Origin of the sequence: Fictibacillus sp. b24, from assembly GCF_030348825.1 — a bacterium.
Classification (GTDB): Bacteria; Bacillota; Bacilli; order Bacillales; family Fictibacillaceae; genus Fictibacillus.
Genome location: NZ_JAUCES010000005.1, coordinates 1,583,372 through 1,606,025, shown reverse-complemented (window position 1 = coordinate 1,606,025; position 22,654 = coordinate 1,583,372). Strand labels below are relative to the sequence as shown.

General features: G+C 39.6%; 21 protein-coding genes. 1 reads left to right on the top strand and 20 read right to left on the bottom strand.

Features of this window, described 5'->3' with window-relative positions; genetic code table 11:
- Window positions 1–17 precede the first annotated feature (17 nt).
- The 4 genes from buk to QUF49_RS08225 all read right to left on the bottom strand — a co-directional run bounded on the left by buk (window position 18) and on the right by QUF49_RS08225 (window position 5,376).
- Window positions 18–1,130, bottom strand: a complete 1,113-nt coding sequence (gene buk / locus QUF49_RS08240; protein WP_289495195.1) for a butyrate kinase — start codon at window positions 1,128–1,130, stop codon at window positions 18–20.
- 27 nt (window positions 1,131–1,157) lie between these two features.
- Window positions 1,158–2,258: a branched-chain amino acid dehydrogenase gene (gene bcd, locus QUF49_RS08235; RefSeq protein ID WP_289495194.1), complete on the bottom strand. Its 1,101-nt coding sequence runs from the start codon at window positions 2,256–2,258 to the stop codon at window positions 1,158–1,160.
- A 12-nt stretch (window positions 2,259–2,270) separates the two neighbouring features.
- Window positions 2,271–3,182: a phosphate butyryltransferase gene (gene yqiS, locus QUF49_RS08230; protein WP_289495193.1), complete on the bottom strand. Its 912-nt coding sequence runs from the start codon at window positions 3,180–3,182 to the stop codon at window positions 2,271–2,273.
- Between the two features lie 130 nt (window positions 3,183–3,312).
- A complete protein-coding gene (locus QUF49_RS08225) occupies window positions 3,313–5,376 on the bottom strand; it encodes a sigma-54 interaction domain-containing protein (RefSeq protein ID WP_289495192.1) in 2,064 nt (687 codons plus the stop codon).
- A gap of 154 nt (window positions 5,377–5,530) precedes the next feature.
- On the opposite strand from QUF49_RS08225, the gene QUF49_RS08220 reads away from it, so the two are divergent.
- Window positions 5,531–5,767: a DUF2627 domain-containing protein gene (locus QUF49_RS08220; RefSeq protein ID WP_289495191.1), complete on the top strand. Its 237-nt coding sequence runs from the start codon at window positions 5,531–5,533 to the stop codon at window positions 5,765–5,767.
- A gap of 170 nt (window positions 5,768–5,937) precedes the next feature.
- Here the strand turns inward: QUF49_RS08220 and spo0A are convergent, their stop codons facing one another.
- The 16 genes from spo0A to QUF49_RS08140 all read right to left on the bottom strand — a co-directional run bounded on the left by spo0A (window position 5,938) and on the right by QUF49_RS08140 (window position 22,654).
- Window positions 5,938–6,738 carry a sporulation transcription factor Spo0A gene (gene spo0A, locus QUF49_RS08215; protein ID WP_289495190.1) on the bottom strand — a complete coding sequence of 267 codons (801 nt, stop codon included), beginning with the start codon at window positions 6,736–6,738 and terminating at the stop codon, window positions 5,938–5,940.
- 263 nt (window positions 6,739–7,001) lie between these two features.
- Window positions 7,002–8,288 (bottom strand): SpoIVB peptidase, encoded by a 1,287-nt coding sequence (spoIVB, locus tag QUF49_RS08210; RefSeq protein WP_289495189.1) that lies wholly within the window; start codon window positions 8,286–8,288, stop codon window positions 7,002–7,004.
- A 134-nt stretch (window positions 8,289–8,422) separates the two neighbouring features.
- Window positions 8,423–10,120: a DNA repair protein RecN gene (gene recN, locus QUF49_RS08205; protein WP_289495188.1), complete on the bottom strand. Its 1,698-nt coding sequence runs from the start codon at window positions 10,118–10,120 to the stop codon at window positions 8,423–8,425.
- A gap of 24 nt (window positions 10,121–10,144) precedes the next feature.
- Window positions 10,145–10,594 carry a transcriptional regulator AhrC/ArgR gene (gene ahrC / locus QUF49_RS08200; RefSeq protein ID WP_289495187.1) on the bottom strand — a complete coding sequence of 150 codons (450 nt, stop codon included), beginning with the start codon at window positions 10,592–10,594 and terminating at the stop codon, window positions 10,145–10,147.
- Between the two features lie 645 nt (window positions 10,595–11,239).
- Complete coding sequence (locus QUF49_RS08195) at window positions 11,240–12,058, bottom strand: TlyA family RNA methyltransferase (protein ID WP_289495186.1); 819 nt, start codon at window positions 12,056–12,058, stop codon at window positions 11,240–11,242.
- Window positions 12,055–13,953, bottom strand: a complete 1,899-nt coding sequence (dxs, locus tag QUF49_RS08190) for a 1-deoxy-D-xylulose-5-phosphate synthase (RefSeq protein WP_289495185.1) — start codon at window positions 13,951–13,953, stop codon at window positions 12,055–12,057. The genes QUF49_RS08195 and dxs overlap by 4 nt, the downstream gene beginning before the upstream one ends.
- Window positions 13,954–13,973: 20 nt before the next feature.
- The gene (locus tag QUF49_RS08185; RefSeq protein WP_289495184.1) at window positions 13,974–14,570 is read right to left on the bottom strand and encodes a hypothetical protein; all 597 of its coding nucleotides are present in this window, start codon (window positions 14,568–14,570) and stop codon (window positions 13,974–13,976) included.
- A gap of 697 nt (window positions 14,571–15,267) precedes the next feature.
- Window positions 15,268–16,149, bottom strand: coding sequence for a polyprenyl synthetase family protein (locus tag QUF49_RS08180; RefSeq protein WP_289495183.1), 882 nt, complete (start codon window positions 16,147–16,149; stop codon window positions 15,268–15,270).
- Complete coding sequence (locus QUF49_RS08175; RefSeq protein ID WP_289495182.1) at window positions 16,146–16,385, bottom strand: exodeoxyribonuclease VII small subunit; 240 nt, start codon at window positions 16,383–16,385, stop codon at window positions 16,146–16,148. The genes QUF49_RS08180 and QUF49_RS08175 overlap by 4 nt, the downstream gene beginning before the upstream one ends.
- Entirely contained in the window at window positions 16,378–17,769 is a 1,392-nt protein-coding gene (xseA, locus tag QUF49_RS08170) for an exodeoxyribonuclease VII large subunit (protein WP_289495181.1), read from the bottom strand. Before xseA ends, QUF49_RS08175 begins: the two co-directional genes overlap by 8 nt.
- Window positions 17,739–18,602 (bottom strand): bifunctional methylenetetrahydrofolate dehydrogenase/methenyltetrahydrofolate cyclohydrolase FolD, encoded by an 864-nt coding sequence (gene folD, locus QUF49_RS08165; protein WP_289495180.1) that lies wholly within the window; start codon window positions 18,600–18,602, stop codon window positions 17,739–17,741. The genes xseA and folD overlap by 31 nt, the downstream gene beginning before the upstream one ends.
- Window positions 18,603–18,628: 26 nt before the next feature.
- Window positions 18,629–19,024, bottom strand: coding sequence for a transcription antitermination factor NusB (gene nusB, locus QUF49_RS08160; RefSeq protein ID WP_289495179.1), 396 nt, complete (start codon window positions 19,022–19,024; stop codon window positions 18,629–18,631).
- Between the two features lie 419 nt (window positions 19,025–19,443).
- Entirely contained in the window at window positions 19,444–19,851 is a 408-nt protein-coding gene (locus QUF49_RS08155; RefSeq protein WP_066242213.1) for an Asp23/Gls24 family envelope stress response protein, read from the bottom strand.
- A gap of 17 nt (window positions 19,852–19,868) precedes the next feature.
- Window positions 19,869–21,227 carry an acetyl-CoA carboxylase biotin carboxylase subunit gene (gene accC / locus QUF49_RS08150; RefSeq protein ID WP_289495178.1) on the bottom strand — a complete coding sequence of 453 codons (1,359 nt, stop codon included), beginning with the start codon at window positions 21,225–21,227 and terminating at the stop codon, window positions 19,869–19,871.
- 12 nt (window positions 21,228–21,239) lie between these two features.
- Window positions 21,240–21,743: an acetyl-CoA carboxylase biotin carboxyl carrier protein gene (accB, locus tag QUF49_RS08145; protein WP_289495177.1), complete on the bottom strand. Its 504-nt coding sequence runs from the start codon at window positions 21,741–21,743 to the stop codon at window positions 21,240–21,242.
- Between the two features lie 398 nt (window positions 21,744–22,141).
- A complete protein-coding gene (locus tag QUF49_RS08140) occupies window positions 22,142–22,654 on the bottom strand; it encodes a SpoIIIAH-like family protein (protein ID WP_289495176.1) in 513 nt (170 codons plus the stop codon).

The window sequence follows — 22,654 nt, the reverse complement described above, 5'->3', positions numbered from 1 at the left end:
TCTCCTTTTGCTGCTAGTTAATCAAGTGGCACCCTAGCAATAGTCTTTTCTCCCGGATAAACCTTTGCTGATTCTTCATCTCTTAATACACGAAGGCCACCTTCTGCTAACGCTTGAAGCTCATTCTCCCCTGGCTGAATAATACAGTCAGAGATCCATTCAACACGATCTGTTATCTTCTTTACAAATTCCTTGCCAAAAGCAAGACCGCCTGTAAGAATGATCGCGTCTACTTGTCCATGCAATACAGTGCTGGCGGAACCGATTTCTTTTGCGACTTGGTACGCCATTGCATCATAGATAAGCTCTGCTTTTTTATCACCGTTCTCGATCTTTTCTTCTACTGTTCTTGCATCATTAGTTCCTAAATAGGCAACAAGTCCGCCCTGACCAACAAGTTTCTTCATTACCTCATCTGCGTAATATTCACCAGAGAAGCAAAGAGATACTAAGTCTCCAATCGGAACGGTACCGGCGCGCTCTGGTGAAAATGGCCCTTCACCATGAAGTCCATTATTTACGTCGATCACGCGTCCTTCCTTGTGGATACCTACTGTGATACCTCCACCCATGTGTACAACTATTAGACGGAGAGATTCATAAGATTTATTTAGCATCTTGGCAACACGTCTTGCTACAGCCTTTTGGTTCAGTGCATGAAATATACTTTTTCTTTCTATTTCAGGGACACCTGAGATTCGCGCAATCTCATCCATTTCATCTACAACAACTGGGTCTACGATGAAAGAAGGAATATTCAGTCCTTCAGCTATCTCATAAGCAAGAATACCACCTAAGTTAGAGGCATGTTCACCTGAGTAACCTGTCTTTAAATCCTGAAGCATTGGTTCGTTAACGCTGTATGTGCCACCTTCGATCGGTCTTAATAAACCACCGCGGCCAACAACACAGCTGAGCTTTGAAATATTTATTCCTTCATAGTCCAATGCTTCTAATATGGTTTCTTTTCTAAATGAATATTGATCAATGACAGACTCAAACTGATGAATTGTTTCTGTTTCATGACGTATCGTTTTTTCAAATACAGGCCTTTCGTTGTCGAATATACCAATCTTGGTAGAGGTTGAGCCCGGATTAATCACTAGTATGCGAAATTCTTTTTGATGCACGTTTCAAACCTCCATTGATATGAACTCTTAGCGAGTACGGTTAGACAGAATGTGTCTTTCGTTTAATAAGAACTGACTTCTTGACATTCTCATGCGTTCGATACGCTCTTCAGCAAGGCGGTCTGCAGCAAGGTATGTTGGAATGTTATCTCGTTTTGAGATTTCAATAACACTAGCGATGTTGTCATAGATTGTTTCAACTTTCTTCATCGCACGGTCACGGTTATATCCGTTAAGCTCATCAGCCACGTTGATTACCCCACCAGCGTTAATTACGTAATCGGGAGCGTAAACGATTCCCATTTCGTGAAGAGCATCTCCATGACGTGTTTCTTTAAGCTGGTTATTTGCAGCCCCTGCTACAACTTTCGCTTTAATTTTAGAGATCGTGTCGTCGTTAATAATCGCACCTAGAGCACATGGAGCAAAGATGTCACAATCCACACTATAAATATCGTCAATCTCTACTGCTCTTGCACCAAAATCTTCAACAGCACGCTGAACAGCTTCTTTATTAATATCTGTAACAATCAGTGACGCTCCTTCTTCGTGAAGGTGTTTACAAAGTGTATAAGCTACATGACCAACACCTTGGACAGCAATCACCTTTCCTTCTAAGGAATCTGTTCCAAACGCTTCCATAGCTGCTGCTTTCATACCGCGGTATACTCCGTATGCTGTTACAGGAGATGGGTTGCCGCTTGATCCAAACGCTGGAGATACACCCGTTACGAATGGTGTTTCTTGATAGATAAGATCCATGTCTTCAACAGTAGTACCCACGTCTTCAGCTGTAATGTAGCGTCCGTTCAGTCCTTGGATATAACGTCCGAACGCTCTAAACATTTCTTCGTTCTTGTCTTTTTTCGGATCCCCGATAATAACTGTTTTTCCACCGCCAAGATTTAATCCAGCAGCAGCGTTTTTATATGTCATTCCTCTTGCAAGTCTTAAAGCATCTTCAATTGCTGCATCTTCTGTTTCATATGTCCACATTCTTGTTCCGCCTAGTGCAGGTCCGAGTGTTGTATCGTGAATACAGATGATTGCTTTTAATCCTGATTGTTTGTCTTGGCAAATTACCATTTGTTCGTAATCGTAAGTTTCCATATATTTAAAAATTTCCATTTTGTATTCCTCCTAAAGTTTGTTATCAGTGATGACAGATTTTACAGCTAAGGCAATGGAATAATATTTACTTTCAGCTGAATCTGCTCTGGAAGTAAGAACAATCGGCGCTTTAGCACCGCAAATAACAGCTCCAACTTTTGCTCGAGCAAAATAGATCAGGGATTTATAGAGTACATTTCCAGTTTCGATGGTTGGAACTAAAAGGATGTCAGCATCTCCTGCTACTTTACCTGTAATTCCTTTGTGTGCTGCAGCTTCCTTAGAAATTGCGTTATCAAGCGCTAATGGACCTTCAACAATTCCACCTTTTATTTGCTCCCTAAGGCTCATAACGGTGAGGCTTGCTGCATCCAGTGTCGCTTGCATCGCAGGATTAACATTTTCTACTGCGGCCAATACAGCTGCTTTCGGTACTTCAATACCCGTTTGTGCAGCAAAGTCAATGGCATTTTGCAGGATTTGTGCTTTTTGATTAAGGTCTGGTTCTATGTTCATAGCAGCGTCCGTAATGAAGATCAATTTTTCAAACCCTTCAACTTCAAATGCTGCTACATGAGATAAAACCTTACCCGTTCTAAGACCAATTTCTTTATGAAGAACAGCTTTTAAGAGTGCAGAGGTTGAAACAAGTCCCTTCATGAGAATATCTGCTTCACCATCATGAACAGCTTTTACCGCACTAAAAGCAGCGGTGGCTGTGTCTGTTGAAACAACTTTTATTCCATTTAGAGATTCATCTGCATTTCTTTTAAGCCAGTCAGATATTTTTTCACCGTTTCCAAACAAAATAAAATGGGCTAAGCCCTCTTTATATGCTTTTAGTACGCTTTCCAAAACCTCTTGATCGCCAGCTTCTGCCACTGCGATGACTGGTTTCACTTGCTGTTTTTTGGCTTGGCTCACCAAGTTTTGCAAACGCATGCTATCCCCCCTTGTTTACCACGGTATAGTTAATGCAATTTTCATGCCAACTATTTTCCGGGTCAATTAATGGATTATCAACACAATATATGCATTTTTTTGCACGTAGTATGCAATTAATTGCATGAAATTATTTGCGTGGTTTTTCATCAAGACCATATTTTTCTAATTTATAATAAAAGTTGCGCAATGAAATGCCTAGTGCCTTGGCAGTTTTTGTCTTGTTGCCATTAAATCTCTCTATAGCTTCTGTTAAAATGCTTTTTTCAAACTCATCAATTTGTTGAGCGAGGGTTTTCGTTTCTTCTCCCGTAATGAAATTATCAATAGTAGATTCTGATTTCGCCTTCGTCTGCTCAAGAGACAAAAGGGAGATATGGCTCCTGTTGATCTGAGAATCTGTATGGCTCATATGGATAATAGCCCTGCCTAACACATTCTCAAGCTCCCTAACATTTCCCGGCCAATGATAGGCTAATAAGAACTTCTCTGCATCTTTGCTTATAACATCAATGTTTCTTCCGTAATCTTGATTCAGCTTCTGCAGAAGGTGATTAGCAAGCAGTATAATATCCTGGTTTCTCGCTCTTAGCGGTGGAATATAGATCGGCATTCTATTCAGCCTATAGTACAAATCCTGTCTGAATGTACCATCGGCAATCATTTTTTCGAGATTAACGTTCGTAGCAGCAATTACCCGGACATTGATAGGAATTGCTTTAGTGCCTCCCACACGCCTTATTTCATTTTCTTGCAGAACACGCAAAAGTTTGGCTTGAGTGTTTTGAGATAGCTCACCAACTTCATCTAAAAAGATACTTCCCCCGTTCGCTTCCTCAAACAGCCCTCTTTTCCCGCCTCTTAACGCACCAGAGAACGCCCCCTCCTCATAACCAAAAAGCTCACTTTCCAACAGTGATTCTGAAAGGGCGGCACAATTCACACGAACAAACTTGTTAAATTTTCTGCTGCTCGCATTATGGATCGCATGAGCAAAAAGTTCTTTTCCCGTACCTGATTCTCCTCGAAGCAATACAGTTGCGGGAGTTGAAGCTGCCAATTTCGCTTGATCCATTGCGAAGTTCATTTCCTCTGACTTACCAATAATATCTTCAAATGAATATTTTGCTTCTAGCGTCCGAATAATTTGTCTAGCACGGTTCAGTTCTTCTGTAAGCCCCTTGATTTCTGAAACATCATGAATGACCCCGACGCTTCCTTTTAGAAGACCATCAACAATAACTGGAGCTACATTCACAATGACATCTTTCCTGTTTGGTCCTACTCGTAAACGAGCGCCTCTTACCGGCTTCCTTGTTTTAAGGACTTGCATATGGATACTTTCACCTTCGGAAATATCAGTTGTAGCAGGCTTACCGATTACTTGTTCAGCAGTATAACCTGTAAGTTTTGTATAGGCGGGATTGATCATAATTCCTTTCCCTTGTTCATCAACAACCGATATGGCTTCTTCTGAAGACTGAATAATGGATCTCAACATACTTTGTATACTTTTAAGGTTCGTTACTTCCTCTGCCAAATCTACAATTTCAGTGATATCTTTAAAAACGGCAAAGGCTCCAAGTTTACGTCCTTCATGACTTAGGAGGGGCGTTCTTGTTGTAAATATTTTTGTTCCGTTTGCCAATATCTGTTCCTGATTCACTTCTTCTATTCCCGAATCCATTACTCTTGGCAGCTGGCTGTTTGGCATCACTTCAAGGATCGACTTTCCAACTGCATCTTCCTTAGATATTCCCGTCATTTTTTCAGCACTTTTATTAAAAATTGTAATCATTAAATGTTGATCGATTACGATCATGCCATCATGCGTATTATCTAAAATACTTCTGAGCTGCTGCAGGTGACTTAAATCTTTTACGGCTATTTCCTTATCGTTTAGAAGTAATAACATAACTTCAAATTGACTAACAGGTAATTTCCCTGCGTCTGGATACTTGAACTCATATAAACGATTTGCACTTTCTTTACAAGAAGGAGAATAAATAATAAGATCTACACTTACATCAGGTGCAGAAGAATATGTAAATACCGGGACATTTTCAAATGGGGATGACATCGGATGAAGCTGATCCTGCAGGGTACCCACAAGTTCAAACACTTCAGATTGATCGATTCGGCTCATCAGCTGAAGTCCTTCTTCACGCTCGGTCACTAAAACTACCCTTTGCAACAATTATCACTCCATTTTTTGTCTAATTGCACTGCGTGCAATTTTTTTCACACATTAATCATACCTTAGCATGAAAGGGTTTGCAAACTTAAATGTCGTCGACAAAGATTTGAAGTTTATGTACAATAATAAAAGTAAAGGAGTGGGGATCTTCATGAGCAGATACGCAGCATTAGTAATTGTATTAATCCCTGGAATCATGGCCGTTATGGGCATAAAATGGATGAGAGACACTTTGTTTGGAGTATTACAAACTCCTTTCCCTGTTTTATGGCTACAATTTATCACAGGGCTTTTAAGTTTTATTTTGGGATTAGCTTTTGTAGGAGGATTCATCTTTTACAGAGATCGCAAAAGAAATAAAGTACAATTGAAATATAGAAAAAAATGACCAGATTCCTACTAGGAAGCTGGTTATTTTGTTTTTAAACTTTGCTGATAGTTGAAGGCACCAAAAAAATATTACTATCTCATTTGTTGTTCAAACAAAAACACCTTCACTTTAATTAAATAAAGGTGAAGGTGTTTAACTCATTGCTATTTAATTAATTCGGTAAGCATTTATGCCATCGCCTTATGTTCGATACGAAGTTTATCAGCGACCATCGCGATGAACTCTGAATTCGTAGGCTTCGCTTTAGACATTGAAACGGTATAGCCAAATAACGATGAGATGCTGTCGATGTTTCCACGGCTCCATGCTACTTCAATCGCATGGCGGATCGCGCGTTCAACACGGCTTGAAGTGGTATTGAATTTTTTTGCAATATCCGGATAAAGAACTTTTGTAATTGATCCTAAAAGTTCAATATCATTATAAACCATTGAAATCGCTTCTCTTAAGTACATATAGCCTTTAATATGAGCCGGAACACCAATTTCATGAATAATGCTCGTAATGCTTGCATCAAGGTTGCGCGGCTTGTTGATTGTTGTTTGGAAATTGTTTCGAATATTGCTGGATGCGCGTTGGACAGTTGATTTTTCAGATCCGCAAATTTGTCGGATTTGACTAGCAAGATTGTCCATATCAAATGGTTTTAAGATAAAGTAGGAAGCACCTAAGTCTACTGCCTTTTTCGTAACATCTTCCTGGCCAAATGCCGTTAACATGATAACGTTCGGTTGAGGCAGATCATCACTTGATCGGATCTTTTCAAGTACAGCTAACCCATCTAAATGCGGCATAATAATATCAAGAACTAATACATCAGGATTTTTATTTTCTAAAACGGATAAACATTCTTGCCCGTTGTAGGCAACCCCAATTACCTCCATATCATCTTGACTTGAAAGATATTCCCTCAAAAGACTAATTAACTCACGATTATCATCAGCTAGACAAACTTTAATTTTTTGCACCATTATTTCCTCCCCATCCAACAATTTCTTGTTTTTCCCAATGTAACATTTCAACAATAAATGTTAAATCCCTTTATTTTGTTTTAAATTTTTTAAAATTATTTTGTTTTAGTAGCAAATAAAGCTATTTTCTTCAATTTACTTAGAATTTCGACAGTTATTGTATGTAATCATATATTTTTGTCGAATTTTCTTTATACCCTTTCATTATACAAAATATTCTTGCGATTGTCTAAATTATCTAAAAAAAACAGGCAAGTAAATTAACTCGCCTGTTTTGTTTCTTTATAAATATTGATTCCTGCTTCATCAAGCATCCATTCAATATGAACGCCATAACCTGATGTTGGATCGTTAACAAAAACATGTGTTACCGCACCGATGATTCTGCCATTTTGAATAATTGGGCTCCCGCTCATACCTTGAACGATTCCACCTGTTATTTTTAACAGCTCAGGATCCGTGATCTTAATAACCATACCTTTAGTAGCAGGGAACTTTTGTGGAACAGAACTTACGACATCTACGTTAAATTCGCGCACTTTAGACCCCTCCACTACAGTCAGGATTTTAGCCGGTCCTTCTTTTACTTGATCAGATAGAGCGATTGGCAACGGCTTGTTCCAGTCGCCATTTGAAAGTTTGTCATTTAATTTACCAAATATCCCAAAGGGACTATTTTTGGATATATCCCCTAAAATTCTTTGGTCATTTGAGAAACGTGCTAATTTTTCTCCAGGATGTCCGTTTGAACCTTTTTCGATAGAAGTAACCGTCGATCCAAGTATTTCACCGTTATTTACCTTTATCGGCTTCTTCGTATCCATATCAGAAATAACATGACCTAACGCACCATACTTAAACGATGCTGGATCATAAAAAGTTAAAGTTCCAACTCCTGCTGCTGAATCTCGAATATATAGTCCGATTCGATAAGACTGATCGTTTTTGTCCTGCAGAGGATTAAGTGATTTATGAAGTGTTTTACCGTCTCTTATTATCGTTACATCTAACGGTTTTCGAGACTCCCCAGATTGTTTAACGAATGGGCTGACATCACCCATTTTCTTAATATTTTTTCCGTTGATTTTGGTAATAATATCTCCTACCTGAATATCGGCAATTTCACCGGGAGATTGTTTTCCTGCAGTTGTATTAACTAGATGATGCCCAACGATAAGGACTCCTAGTGTATTCAGCTTAACACCTATGGATTGTCCGCCTGGTACAACCTTTAAATCAGACAATACTTTTACATTCATCTTCTTTATGGGAAAACTTGCTGCTTCAAGAGTTGCCACGCTATCACCGTTTGTTTTGGCTTGTATCGAAACGACTTTTTGGCTTTCCATTGCAGTAGTATAAATATTTGTTTCTTCCTGTTGGATGGTTGTCCCCGCAGGAAGAGATTGTAATACATGTTGTCCTTCAAAAAAGGTAATCGATTTAGGCATTGTTACATATTCACGCACAGGAGACAAAAAACCGATTCCCACTAAACTTCCAAGGAGAATAACGCCGATCGTTCGCCGCAGTAAATCCTTATACATCATACACTCTCCTCGCTCCTAGCTCACACCCTCACCATGGCTGTACCTTTAATTTAGCCTATGGACCGTGAGTTTATAACCGATAAAAAAGAAAAAGCTATTCCTTAAATGGATAGCTTTTTCATGAATAAAGTTTATGATGACTTTTTAATGGACTCTGCTAGTTCCAATAATTCTTTAGCATGCTGTTTGGTCAGATCTGTGATCTCTACTCCAGAAATCATTCTGCCTATTTCATTTACTTTTTCATCCGTTTTTAATGTTAGTACCTTTGTAACTGTTCTTCCTTGCAAAGTATCTTTTGAAATGTGCAGATGTGTGTCTGACATCGCAGCAACTTGAGGAAGGTGGCTGATACAAAGCACTTGTGATCCGATTGAAACACGGTAGATCTTTTCTGCTATCGCTTGTGCGACTCGCCCTGAAACTCCTGTATCCACTTCATCAAAAATAATGGCAGTGATTCCCTGGTTTTCAGAGAAAATAGTCTTAAGAGCTAATATGATCCTAGATAACTCCCCGCCGGAAGCAACTTTAGACAAAGGTTTAAGCGGCTCACCAGGGTTTGGAGATATATAAAACTCAACAGAATCCATTCCCGTTTTTAAGAACTGACTTTCTTCTGTTCGTTTCATAACGACTTCAAACTTTGTTTTTTCCATGTACAACTCTTTTAGCTGCTGCTGTATGGCATTTTTCAAAATTTTCGCAGTCTCTGTTCGTTTCTTTGTAAGCTTTTTACCGGAAATCTCTAGTTTAGAAATAATCTTATCTTGTTTCTTTTTTAATGCTTCAAGGTGATTATCTTTATTTTGAATGAGTTCAAGCTCATTTTTAATTTTTTCACCGTAACTTATAATTTCTTTTACTGAAGATCCATATTTGCGTTTAAGTTTACTTATTTCATCTAAACGTGCTTCGATGCTGTTAAGCCTTTCGGGGTTATACTCTAGTGAGTCAAACATATCCCGAATTTTATAGGTGAGTTCTTCAAGAACATAGAAACTGCTGCCGAATTGCTCTTCATCAGCTTTTAACGACTCATCTAATGCTGCTACTTGAGAAAAATCGGTTAATGCACTGGAAATCAATTCAAGCGCTTTTCCTTCACCATATAAATTATGATAGGCATCTTGGAGAGAACCGTGAATTTTCTCGAAGTTCGATAACATATTCTTTTCTTCTTCAAGTTTGATATCTTCATCTGGGATTAAATTTGCACCAGATATCTCTTCGAATTGATATTTCAATAAATCGATTCTTTGAGCAATCTCTTGTTCGTTTCTTGATAGCTCAGAAAGCTGTTTATTGATGTCTTTATACTCTTTAAACCAAATTTCGTAAGCACTCAATTCTTTCTTAAAATCCTTGTCTCCAAAACTGTCGAGCAGGAAAAGATGTTTATCAGGCTGCATGAGATACTGAGTTTCATGCTGTCCATGAATGTCTACTAGTGCCTGTCCGATCTCTTTAAGAACCGAAAGTGTAACAAGCTTCCCGTTTACTCTGCAAATGCTTTTACCGTTTTCCGTTATATCTCTTTTGAGAACAACCATTTCATCATCTTCTGAAACCGAAATTCCAAATTCCTCGCATTTACCGTATACGCGATGACCAGGATGAATATGAAACAATCCTTCAATCTCTGCTTTTTGAGTACCATAACGAACAAACTCAGTAGAGCCTCTTCCTCCGATTAATAGCCCGATCGCATCAATAATGATTGACTTACCAGCCCCAGTTTCACCAGTCAAGACCGTTAGTCCCTTCTTAAATGAGACAGTTAAGGAATCAATAATAGCAAAATTACGGATACTTAATTCTGCTAGCAACTACATCACACCTTACTATAAAAATTACAGCATATCTAAAAAGCGCTGCGATACATCTGCACTGCTATCTTTAGAACGACAAATGATCAGGATCGTATCATCCCCGCATATCGTTCCCATTAAATCTTCCCAATCCAACTTATCGATTAACGCTCCAATTGCATTTGCGTTACCCGGCAGGGTCTTCATAATAATTAAATGGTCTGCGTAATCAATGCTTATAAAACTGTCTGTAAGTGTTCTTTTTAACTTTTGAAGAGGATTGAACCTCTGATCAGCCGGAAGACTGTATTTGTAACGTCCGTCGTTCATAGGCACTTTAACAAGATGCAATTCTTTAATATCACGGGAAACGGTTGCTTGCGTCACATTAAAGTTTGCTTTTTTAAGAAGTTCAACTAAGTCATCTTGTGTTTCAATATCATGATTGCTGATCATTTCACGTATTTTAATATGTCGTTGTCCTTTATTCACTGGCAATTCCACCTCAATTTACACTTCACATTCTGACTTTATCTTATACTATTGTGCATAAGATGTAAATTTTTCATGAATGAAAATAATAGGCTCTTTTCTTTGGCTCTTGAAAGTGGTTGATTTCCGCTCCAGGTTGCACGCTTTCCACGTGGCGTACGGTGAGCCTCCTGCCGCTTTGCGCCATTAGAAGTCTCCACCTGTCTAGCTACAGCGGCTAGCCCCTCGAGGTCAAAAGTTAAATAGACAACAAGGCAAAGTGCGCCTTGCTAGCCCATTCACCTTTTGCTGGTCGGGGCTGAACAAGCCACTTCCACTTTTCGGACTGACCGCTCTTCCCGTAGGACAAGGAATGCTCCGGCAGCAAGACATCGCACGAAGAAAAATTGAAGTTTATTTTTCGAGGAGTTGGCAACATTAAGCTACAACCAACTTGGAAGTGAAGAAAATAAGGAAAACATCCATACCCAACCATCCTTTAGAAAGCAGCCCTTTCTTAAAGATTATTGTTTTGCTAAATGGTATGTACTCGAGTAAATGCACACCTTGAAGAGCTTCTTGCAAGGTATGCATAATTTGAAGCATTGAAGCAAACTTCAGAAGCATTGGCTTGTGTTAAATAACAACAAAAAAAGAGCGGAGAAATTATTCCCGCTCTTTCTTTAATGTATCATGTGCTTCTTTAACAACCTCACCAATTTTTTCAGAAGTAATGGTTAAAGAATCTTCGTTATTCACTTTTCCAAGCATCAAAAACTCAATGTTGCCGTCTCCGCCTGTTATCGGTGAAAATGATAACCCCACGGGATTTATGCCTGTTTTACGAGCAAAATCAATAATCTCTTCGATTACTCTAGCATGAACTTTAGAATCTCTTACGATTCCCTTCTTGCCTACTTCTTCTCTGCCAGCTTCAAATTGAGGCTTAATTAATGCGATCACTTCACCCTCGGGCATTAACTGAACGAGAACAGGAAGTATGATACGCAGCGATATAAACGAAACGTCTATCGTCGCAAAATCCGGCACGCCATGTTCAAGCTGATCAGTTGTCACGTACCGAAAGTTTGTTCTTTCCATTACCGCTACCCTCGGATCATTTCTAAGCTTCCAAGCCAACTGATTGTAGCCTACATCAATAGCATATATAAAGGATGCACCGTTTTGAAGAGCACAATCTGTAAAACCACCTGTTGATGCTCCAATATCCATTCCAATTTTATCTTTCACGTCAAAAGAAAAAACGTTTAGCGCCTTCTCTAGCTTAAGCCCGCCTCTTCCGACATATGGAATTACATCACCTTTAACTTGCAAAGGTGCATCTTGTTCAATTTTTTCTCCTGGCTTATCCATCCGGTTCGTTCCAGAATACACAAGACCTGCCATAACAGATCTTTTTGCTTTTTCTCTTGTTTCACAAAGTCCCCGGTTAACAAGCAAAACATCTACACGTTCTTTTTTCATGTAAGAAGACCCTTTTCTGCCTTTCTCTTAACAAGCGCTTTAACACGGTTTACTAAATCAGGTGTCGTGATTCCTATTTCTTCAAGAAGCTTTGTAACACTTCCATGCTCAATAAAACAATCAGGTATCCCCATTCGATCCACGATCACATTTGCATGGTTATCTGAGGCATGTTCTAAAACAGCACTTCCAAAACCGCCTTGAAGGACAGCCTCTTCTAGAGTAAGAATCGGCATGTTCTGTGCATAAAGCTCATTCAGCATTTTTGAATCTAAAGGCTTTATAAAGCGCGCGTTAATCACACGGGCAGACACCCCTGATTTTGCGAGGATTTCCCAAGCTTCGAGTGCCATAGGAATCGTTGTTCCAAAAGTAAGGATCGCAACATCGTCTCCTTCTTTTAGAACTTCCCAAGACCCAATCGGAATATTTTCAAACTCATCATCCATTGGAACACCTGAACCGTTTCCTCTAGGAAATCTAATCGCAATAGGACCGTCATCATATTGAAGGGCAGAATGTACCATATGCTGCAGCTCGTTTTCGTCCTTACCCATCATTAGGACCATGTTCGGGATATGGCGTAAGAACGCGATATCAAACACACCTTGATGCGTTTCTCCATCTGCACCCACTAGTCCAGATCTGTCGATTGTAAAAACGACATTCAGATTCTGTCTCGCAACGTCATGAACCACTTGGTCGTAGCCGCGCTGCAAGAATGTAGAATAAATGGAAAGCACCGGCTTCATATTTTGTGTCGCGAGTCCTGCAGCCATCGTTGTTGCATGCTGTTCGGCAATCCCAACATCAAACAAGCGATCAGGAAAAACCTTTCCATAATCCACAAGCTTAGATCCAATCGTCATTGCAGGAGTAATTACGGCGATTCTGTCATCTTTATGGGATAATTTCTCCAAGGTCTTGCTTACTACACCACTGTAAGATGGACCTTGCTGCTGTGGTTTAATTTGTTCACCCGATTCAATCTTATACGGACCTACACCGTGCCAGCTGTCTTTTTTATCACTTTCTGCAGGTTCATATCCCTTACCTTTTTTCGTAAGTACATGAACGATTACAGGACCGTTTGTCTTTTTTGCGTAACTTAAATTCTCGATTAAATCTTCAACATCATGACCGTCAACAGGGCCTAAGTAGGTATATCCTAGTTCTTCAAAGAACATGCCAGATACTAATAAATATTTTAAGCTGTCTTTAACCCGCTCTGCTGTTGCAGCTAATTTCCCGCCAAATGCAGGAATCTTACGGATAAGTGACTCTAACTCATCTTTTGCTTTATTGTATTTTCTAGCTGTTCGCATACGACCAAGAACGTTATGAAGAGCTCCTACATTCGGCGCGATAGACATTTCGTTGTCGTTAAGAATAACGATTAAATCTTTCTTTTCATGACCGATATGATTGAGCGCTTCCAAAGCCATTCCGCCTGTTAAAGCGCCATCGCCAATTACAGCTATCACTTTATCATCCGTTTTTTTCAAATCTCGAGCTATTGCCATTCCCATTGCAGCTGAAAGTGACGTCGAGCTGTGACCTGTTTCCCAAACATCATGTTCACTTTCTATCCTTTTTGGAAATCCGCATAATCCTTTGTATTGGCGAAGTGTATCGAACTGCGACGCTCTTCCTGTAAGGATTTTATGAACATATGCCTGGTGTCCTACATCCCAAATAAATTTGTCTTTAGGGCTTTCAAACACTTTGTGCATAGCAAGGGTCAGTTCAACTACACCTAAATTAGGACCTAAATGGCCTCCTCTAACTGAAAGTTTTTCAATTAGAAAAGAGCGGATTTCATCAGCTAATTGATTTAATTGTTCAGTCTCATATGTTTTTAAAAAATGAGGATCTTGAATATCTTCCAGGTTCATGGAATATGCCTCTCTTTCCATTAACGCCTTTTCTTCTCTCTTTTAGCAGGCGATAGCAGTTTAATTCTTAATTTTTCCTCTAAAAAATATAATAAACGCCCAACCTGAAAAATAATAAAGGTTGAGTGGTTGATCGCATATGATTTTCCGAGAGCTTTGCCTCCGACAGTAAGAGCAGCTACTACACTCGTGAAGATAATTGAGATCAGATACTCTAAGTTCGTTCCTGATTTATTCCCCATAGAGAGTGTAAGTTCTACTACTACTGCAGCAGATGCTGTTCCGCTAACAATACCGGAAATGTCTCCTATCACATCATTACAAAAATTCGCTACACGATCCGCGTTCCTTGTAATGATTATAGCATGTCTTGCACCAGGAACCCTCTCTGATGCCATCGCATGGAATGGAACTTCTTTCGCAGCTGTAGAAGCAACACCTACAATATCAAAGAGTACGCCTGTTAAAACAATTAAAAAGACGATTCCCATACCGATAGCCCAAGAAACTCCGTTTAATAAAAAGGAGGATACAACTGTAAAAATAGCCGCTAACACAAGAGTGATAACGGCAATGCTTGTACTCCATTTGAGTGTTTTAGAAAAGGAATGCTTCATGCATAACTCCTTCTTTTTTGGTCACTTTATGTAATAGGGAGTGGTCACCTTATTAAGTAAAGACTGCGGCTTAGGTCCAGTAGGTTTTCCCAGAAGAGTACGAAATGTCGCCATATTCGCGGTTTCCCTTTACTCTCTTCTTAACGCTGTCACCAAACGTTAGACTAGATTACCACTTAGTCCGCACTATAATCCCTAAAAGGTGTCAGAAATAGAACAGTCTAGGAGTTTTCCTCAACAGCCTCGCGCACATTCCCTAGCCTCTTTTGCAGAGAAGATTTCATATGGTATAAAGCTCAAAATCAGCGGCCAACCGATACAGGCTTTTCACACCATAATCCCCTCAAACTCCACTCAAGGCAGGCTACGCTGCTCGCCTCACTTTTCCTGAAATCAAGAAAAGCAGCAAAGCAGGTTCAAACCCCATTTCGCAGTAAGGTCTTTTGAACACAAACCGCAAATATGGGGGCCTCCGCGGAAGAAGGGTCATCGCCCACATGCCATTGTGGATCGCCCTTCAACCTTAACTCCCAGCGTTGACCCAAGGCTGGGCGCCTCAAGCCAATACAAGGAACTTCATCGATGTGCCCTTTGGCGGATTTTTAGGCCCGCCTTCAGGAACGGGGGGCTGACTAGAATACTGCACCACTCCAAAGCAAATAATATCATATCATACTTCCAATTGCTCAACAATCTATTAGTGGTTTCTTTTTATAATGTAGTCAGCAATGGACGCTAATATGCCTGTATTTCCATTGGTTCTGCCTAAATGTTCCAAAGAAATATGTATATGTTTTTCCATTTCTTTCTTTGCTCCATCCAGACCTAGAATTTTAGGATATGTCGTTTTTAAATTGGCTTCATCACTTCCAACAGGTTTACCTAAATCATCTTGATTACCCGTTACATCAAGAATGTCATCCTGGATCTGAAATGCGATTCCAATATGGCGTGCATAACTTTGCAAATGCATAAGGTCAATCTCTGAAGTGTTCGCGGCAATCCCGCCAAATAAGACGGAGCACTCAAGCATTTTACCCGTCTTTTTTTCATGGATGCTTTCCAACTCAGACAAAGTAAGATCTTTATCTTCTCCCTCAAGGTCCTCAACTTGACCACCGACCATTCCTGCTGCTCCAGCAGCCTTTGAAAGGACCGCGACCATCTTAACCTTTTGTTCATGAGTCAGTAATGTATTATTTATAATTAAGGTGAAGCTTTCTGTTAAAAGAGCGTCTCCCGCTAGAATCGCTTGAGCTTCTCCAAACACTTTATGGCTCGTGAGTTTACCTCTTCTATAATCATCATTGTCCATCGATGGGAGATCATCGTGAATTAATGAATACGTATGTACAAATTCTATGGCACATACAGCATCTAAAAATTGAAGAGGATCTTTTTCAAAAGATTCTATGACAGCTAGCGCAAGAATAGGTCTTATTCTCTTGCCTCCAGCAGAAATTGAATACAACATTGACTTCTTTAGAGTTGAAGGAGCCTGAAGCTGATTCAAGTAATCAACCATCTGTCCCTCAACCAATTTCTTTTTATCACGAAGATATTGTTCAAACGCTATCAATGATCTTCCCCCTGAATCACAAAAGGTTCTTCTCTTCCATCTTCATGCATGATCTTATCCATTTTCTTCTCAACATTTTTCAGCTTTGTATGACATAACTTTGAAAGCTTCATACCTTGCTGATACAAATCAATGCTTTCTTCTAACGGTACATCACCCTGCTCAAGCTTTTCTACAATTTCTTCAAGCTGTACCATCGCTTCTTCAAATGTAAGTTTGCCCGCTTTTTCACTCATTCGTTAAAGACGCCTCCGTTCCCGTGATGTGACAATCAATCTGTCCATCTTTTAACTTAATCGTTAACGCATCTCCTGCTTTCACTTGTTTAACAGACTTAACGAGTTCTTTCTTTCCTTGTTTGTACGTCAAACTATATCCCCGCTCCATTATGGCAAGTGGATTTAGAGATGATAGCCTTGAAATCTTATTAGAGAATTCCTTTTGGTGCTGTCTAACATGTCGGTTTGTTTCTTTTATCAATAACTTATGTAAAGAAACAACTCGTTCGTTCGCTTTGTGCAGCTGTCCTGCAGGTGAGAACAATGATAGTTGACGCTTCATTTTTGTCAGCTCATTCTGATGCTGAACTACAAAACCTTCAACTGTTCTTTTTAATTTATCCATGTTTCTATCAAGTTCCTGCTCTTTTTGCTTAACAAGCTGAGTAGGGTATTTGAATGCATACGATTTTTGCAGGCGGGACAAATGCTGTTGATGCCCTGCCAGATAATCTTTCATAACTCTCTTAAGCCTTACACTTCTTTGAAAAAGTCTATCGCCAAGTTCATTGAGGTGGGGTACGGCCATCTCAGCAGCCGCTGTTGGCGTAGGCGCTCTTAAATCTGCCACAAAGTCAGATATTGTAAAATCCGTTTCATGTCCTACCGCTGAAATGACAGGCAATTTGGAAGAAAAGATTGCTCGAGCAACGATCTCTTCGTTAAAAGCCCATAATTCTTCAATCGATCCTCCGCCGCGTCCGACAATCAGCAAATCCGCTTTATTTGCCTCGTTAGCTTGTTCTATCGCTCGTGAGATAGCTGGAGCTGCACCGGGACCCTGAACAAGAACAGGATATAAAGTGATAGCAGCTAAAGGAAAACGGCGTTTAATCGTTGTGGCGATATCCCTAACAGCAGCACCTGTCGGAGAAGTGATCACAGCAATCTCTGATGGAAACTTTGGCAGCGGCTTTTTTTGTGATGAATCAAAAAGTCCTTCTTGTTCAAGCTTGGTTTTTAGATTCTCATAAGCTTGAAACAAGTTGCCAACTCCGTCTTGTTGCATCGTTTTCACATAGAGCTGATATTGTCCTTGTGGTTCATACACTGAGAATGATCCTTGAATTAAAACATTCATTCCTTCCTCAGGCTTGAAATTCAAATATCTGTTATTGCCTGCAAACATAACCGCTGAAACTCTGCTGTTTGCATCTTTTAGGGTAAAATACAAATGCCCTCTGCTATGCAGTTTCACATTTGATAATTCACCTTTTACCCAAACATCTTGCAAATTACCATCATTTTCAAATAATCGCTTTATATACCGGGTTACAGCCGATATTGGGACATACCGATTGTTGTTTTGCATTAAAGAACTTCCTTTAGCTTCTTTCTCCATTTGGAAGCAAGCACCGTATTGTTCATCAGCATCGTGATCGTCATAGGACCCACGCCCCCTGGAACTGGTGTGATATGTTTTGCTTTTGGTTTAATTGCGTCATAGTCCACATCTCCACACAATTTTCCGTTTTCCTTGCGATTTACGCCTACATCAATAACAACTGCACCTGCTTTTACCATATCTTCTGTAATAAGATTTGGTTTTCCTACTGCAGCTATTAAAATATCAGCTTGTAATGTTTGTTCTCGAAGATTATTTGTTCTTGAGTGACAAAACGTGACAGTCGCATTTTCTTGTAAAAACAGTTGCCCTGCAGGTTTCCCGACAAGGTTGCTTCTTCCTACAACGACAACATGCTTACCAGCAATTTCTTCACCTGTTTGTTTTACCATCTCTAAAATACCTAATGGTGTACAAGGAATAAAAGCGTGTTCGTCACCGGCATGCATTCGGCCAATATTAATCGGGTGAAAACCGTCTACATCTTTTTCAGGTAGGATTGTTTCAATTACTTTTGATTCACTAATATGTGAAGGAAGGGGGAGTTGTACAAGGATCCCATCAATTTGTTCATCATTGTTAAACGTTTGAATATATTCTAATAATTCTTCTTCAGAAATAGATTCAGGAAGTTCAGATAATACAGAGTGCATTCCGAGTTCTTTACACGTTCTTTCTTTTGCAAGAACATATGAACGAGACGCTGGGTGATCGCCTACTAGAATAACAGCTAAACCTGGAACAGTACCTTCTTGTTTTAGGTCTTGGATCTCTTTTGCAAGTTGTTCTCTAATCTCTCTTGCAATTTGTTTTCCATCTAACACAGCCATTCTAAATCCCCCTCAAAAAGTAGTTATTAATTATTGTTAAGATCTTTAACTATTTTTCCTAGGACACCATTTACGAAACGTCCTGCTTCTTCACCGCCAAATATTTTAGCTGTTTCAATCGCTTCATTCAACGTTACGTTCTTAGGGATCTCTTCCATATAGAGCCATTCATACGCAGCCATTTGCAGAACTACACGCTCCACATTTGCTAGTCTTGAAAAACTCCATTTTTCAAGGTAAGGCGTTAGAAAACGCTCAATTTCCTCTTTATTTTCTACCGTACCGTAAACCATTTTCGTTAAAAATTCATCAGATGGTTCACCTTCTAATACGTGTTCCATAGCTTCATTAGCTGATATGTCACTTACTTCAATTTGAAAAAGCGATTGAAATGCCTTTTCTCTGGCAAGTCTGCGTTTCATAATCCGACTTCCTTTCTATTTGCGAACAATTTCTATCTAGCATAATACCATATTGTGAGGAGTGGTTACAATCCGAACAATGGACTTACAAACCCTTCCGAACATTCAGTTTTTTTCACTAAAAGTATTGTCCAAATGGTAAAGGCTGATTTATATAAAAGAATGTAGCTGTAAAGTCGTTCTTTTCTTTCTCTTCATTGACAAGTTGATTAGAGTGTAAGGTGTGAGACTCCTGCGGGACAGGTGGGCAGGTGAGACACTTAAGAGTGAAACGTACGAATGTGGCTCACCGCCTGCCCCGCGGAAAGCGAAGCACCTGAAACGGAAATCAACCACTTTCAAAAGCAATAAAGTTTGCGAAAACAGCCAAAAGAAAAAAGATCAAAGGGAAGGTTACTCACCTCACCCTTTGACCTTTTTTAATAGTCTACTTCTGGTGCTTCATTCTGTTTTTCTTTTGAATCAAATTGAACACCAACTACGAAAACGTTGATATCCGTTGCTTCTAGTGCTGTCATATCTAGAAGCGCTTGTCTAATATAATCTTGAATCTTTTGAGCAACGTCTGGAATGGCAACACCGTATTTCATTGATACGTAAACATCAATTGAAATACCAGTTTCAGAAAGTTCAACTTTCACACCTTTTCCGTGTGTTTTCTTTCCAAGGCGCTCTACAACTCCGCTTGCAAAGCTTCCTCTCATGGATGCTACACCTTCAACGTCTGAAGCTGCAATACTTGCAATGACTTCAATGACTTCAGGTGAGATCTCTACTTTCCCTAGTTCTGATGAGTAACTTTCCATTTCAAATGATAGTTCATTCATCTCTAACACCTCCGCACTTATTCGCTTTTTGAAGTTAAATCATGATTTTCCAAAAACTTTGTATTAAAGTCACCATTCACAAATGTCTCATGGTTTAACAGACGCAGGTGGAACGGAATGGTCGTATGAACACCCTCGATGACAAATTCACTTAATGCACGTTTCATACGGTCTATTGCTTCTTGTCTTGTATTTCCATATGTGATTACTTTTGCGATCATAGAATCGTAAAATGGTGGAATTGTATAGCCTGGATATACAGCAGAATCAACCCTGACACCTAGTCCGCCTGGAGGAAGATACATCTCGATCTTACCGGCTGAAGGCATAAAGTTCTTTTCAGGGTTCTCCGCATTTATTCTGCACTCAATGGACCACCCATTAAATTCAATGTCTTCCTGTTTGTATCTTAATCTTTCACCAGAAGCCACTTTAATCTGCTCTTTTATAAGATCGATGCCTGTAACCATCTCTGTTACAGGGTGTTCTACTTGGATGCGTGTGTTCATCTCCATAAAATAGAACTCACCTGTATTGTGGTCAAAAATAAATTCAACTGTACCAGCGCCAGAGTATTGAACAGCTTCAGCAGCTTTTACAGCAGCATCTCCCATCTCTTGGCGTTTTGATGGAGAAATAGCTGGAGAAGGCGTCTCCTCCAGAAGCTTTTGAAGGCGTCTTTGGATGCTGCAATCTCTTTCACCTAAGTGAATAACATTCCCATAGTTATCTGCAAGAACCTGTATCTCTACATGGCGGAAATCTTCAATGTACTTTTCAATATAAACACCCGGGTTGCCAAAGGCGGTTGCTGCTTCTTGCTGAGTAATTGCGATGCCTTTTAAAAGTTCTGTTTCATTTTTGGCTACACGGATTCCTTTACCTCCACCGCCTGCTGTTGCTTTAATAATTACAGGATACCCAATTTTATTGCTGAGTTCAATGGCGTCTTCCTTGTCCCTGATGATCCCTTCAGAACCTGGTACGATAGGAACTCCTGCATCTGCCATTGTTGCTCTGGCAACATCTTTAATACCCATTTTGTTGATCGCTTCAGCACTCGGGCCTACAAATGTCACGTTGCATTCTCTGCATAATTCTGCAAAGTCAGCATTCTCAGCCAAGAATCCATATCCCGGATGGATGGCCTCTGAACCAGTCAGTGTCGCAACACTCATAATGTTTGTGAAGTTTAAGTAACTGTCCTTTGAAGCAGTCGGTCCGATACAATAAGCTTCATCTGCCAAACGGACATGCAAGGCATCTTTGTCAGCTTCTGAATAAACGGCTACTGTTTCAACACCAAGTTCTTTGCATGCTCGAATAATCCGTACTGCAATTTCACCACGGTTTGCTACTAATAGCTTTTTAATCATAGACATACCCTCCTATTCTGCTTTCACAAGGAACAGAGGTTGTCCGTATTCTACTAATTGTCCGTTTTCAACTAATACTTTAACAATCTCACCATTCACTTCAGATTCGATTTCGTTAAATAGTTTCATGGCTTCGATAATACAAACGATGCTGTCTTTTGATACTTGATCTCCTGGTTTAACGAAAGCTTCCTCATCTGGTGAAGACGCAGCATAAAACGTTCCTACCATAGGTGAGACTACTTTATGTAAGTTAGCATCATCATCTGCAGTCTTTGTTTCTTGTTTTACTTCAGTGTTTTCTTTTGCAGGTTCTGCTGCTGGAACTTGTTCTCTTGCTGGTGGTGCTTGAGTAACTACAGGCTGAGCTTGTGCTTCCTCTGCATGATAAGCAACTGCTGTTCCATCGTTCTTTTTAAGGACGATTTTAGATCCGTCATTTTCGTATTTAAATTCGTTAATGCTTGATTTGTCAATTAGCTTAATCAGTTCACGGATTTCTTGTATTTTTAGCATGAGGTCTCTACTCCTTTTAACAATTCTATCCAGTTTAGATTTTTTAGTTAGCACCTTCTATTGTGACTAGGTCTTAACACATGTAATATACCATATTTCTCATTTTAAGGATACATTAGAATCAAGTACAAGTTAATAGTACACGATTCTCATTCATATTGTAAGCGTTTACGGCATGTGTTGTCTGTTATTTCTATCATTACCTGTCACAATCAAGTCCAAACCAGCTAAACTTTTAGGGTTTTATAAAATATATCATGAAACTCTGCAAAAATAAAAAAAGCTGGTCATCAAAAACAAACAAAAAGCCGGAGTCCCCGGCTTTTTGTTTGTTAGCTCATTTCTACAAGCATGCTGATGAAGATCCTTCAAAGTAACGAAGCTTGAGAACACAGCTTTTATTTAGATGCGTGATATTCAACGGCTACAGTCTTGCTGTTTCCTAAGTGTTCATTGGCTACGTTCATAATCTCTACAACTTCTTTTTTGGAAAGTTTATCAGCTTTTACGATTACTTTAATCTGATTGTTCATCGTACTTACAAGTGCATCATCAAAGCCCATCGACTTGATCAATGTCTCTACTGTTGATTCTTGCATCGTGAGTGACTGAAGCTCAGTCATTTTTGCCCAAGCATCCGCTTGAACTTCAGCTGATGCATCTTCTGAACCTGCAACTGCTACATAATCTGCACTCATCTCATCACGAACTTCATCTCGCTCTAAACGAAGTGCCGTAAACAAATCATCATTCGCTACACCTGAAACAGTCGCATCTTTACCTGATTTCTTGCCTGCTTCAAGATAGGCTAGGTCATCTGTTGCACCAGGAGCTGTAATATAATAGACCGATAGAACAATAATTAAGCTAAGCATGGTTAAAAGCCAAACCGTTTGTTTTTTCAATAACAT

Excerpts from the sequence above, each read along its gene's own strand:
- QUF49_RS08195 (WP_289495186.1), bottom strand. The coding sequence starts at position 12,058 with ATGAAAAAAGAACGTGTAGATGTTTTGCTTGTTAACCGGGGACTTTGT.
- xseA (WP_289495181.1), bottom strand. The coding sequence starts at position 17,769 with ATGGAGAAAGAAGCTAAAGGAAGTTCTTTAATGCAAAACAACAATCGG.
- QUF49_RS08155 (WP_066242213.1), bottom strand. The coding sequence starts at position 19,851 with ATGAATGAACTATCATTTGAAATGGAAAGTTACTCATCAGAACTAGGG.
- accB (WP_289495177.1), bottom strand. The coding sequence starts at position 21,743 with ATGCTAAAAATACAAGAAATCCGTGAACTGATTAAGCTAATTGACAAA.
- QUF49_RS08185 (WP_289495184.1), bottom strand. The coding sequence starts at position 14,570 with ATGAAGCATTCCTTTTCTAAAACACTCAAATGGAGTACAAGCATTGCC.
- QUF49_RS08140 (WP_289495176.1), bottom strand. The coding sequence starts at position 22,654 with ATGTTATTGAAAAAACAAACGGTTTGGCTTTTAACCATGCTTAGCTTA.
- accC (WP_289495178.1), bottom strand. The coding sequence starts at position 21,227 with ATGATTAAAAAGCTATTAGTAGCAAACCGTGGTGAAATTGCAGTACGG.
- nusB (WP_289495179.1), bottom strand. The coding sequence starts at position 19,024 with ATGAAACGCAGACTTGCCAGAGAAAAGGCATTTCAATCGCTTTTTCAA.
- bcd (WP_289495194.1), bottom strand. The coding sequence starts at position 2,258 with ATGGAAATTTTTAAATATATGGAAACTTACGATTACGAACAAATGGTA.
- yqiS (WP_289495193.1), bottom strand. The coding sequence starts at position 3,182 with ATGCGTTTGCAAAACTTGGTGAGCCAAGCCAAAAAACAGCAAGTGAAA.
- folD (WP_289495180.1), bottom strand. The coding sequence starts at position 18,602 with ATGGCTGTGTTAGATGGAAAACAAATTGCAAGAGAGATTAGAGAACAA.
- QUF49_RS08175 (WP_289495182.1), bottom strand. The coding sequence starts at position 16,385 with ATGAGTGAAAAAGCGGGCAAACTTACATTTGAAGAAGCGATGGTACAG.
- spoIVB (WP_289495189.1), bottom strand. The coding sequence starts at position 8,288 with ATGTATAAGGATTTACTGCGGCGAACGATCGGCGTTATTCTCCTTGGA.
- QUF49_RS08220 (WP_289495191.1), top strand. The coding sequence starts at position 5,531 with ATGAGCAGATACGCAGCATTAGTAATTGTATTAATCCCTGGAATCATG.
- dxs (WP_289495185.1), bottom strand. The coding sequence starts at position 13,953 with ATGAACCTGGAAGATATTCAAGATCCTCATTTTTTAAAAACATATGAG.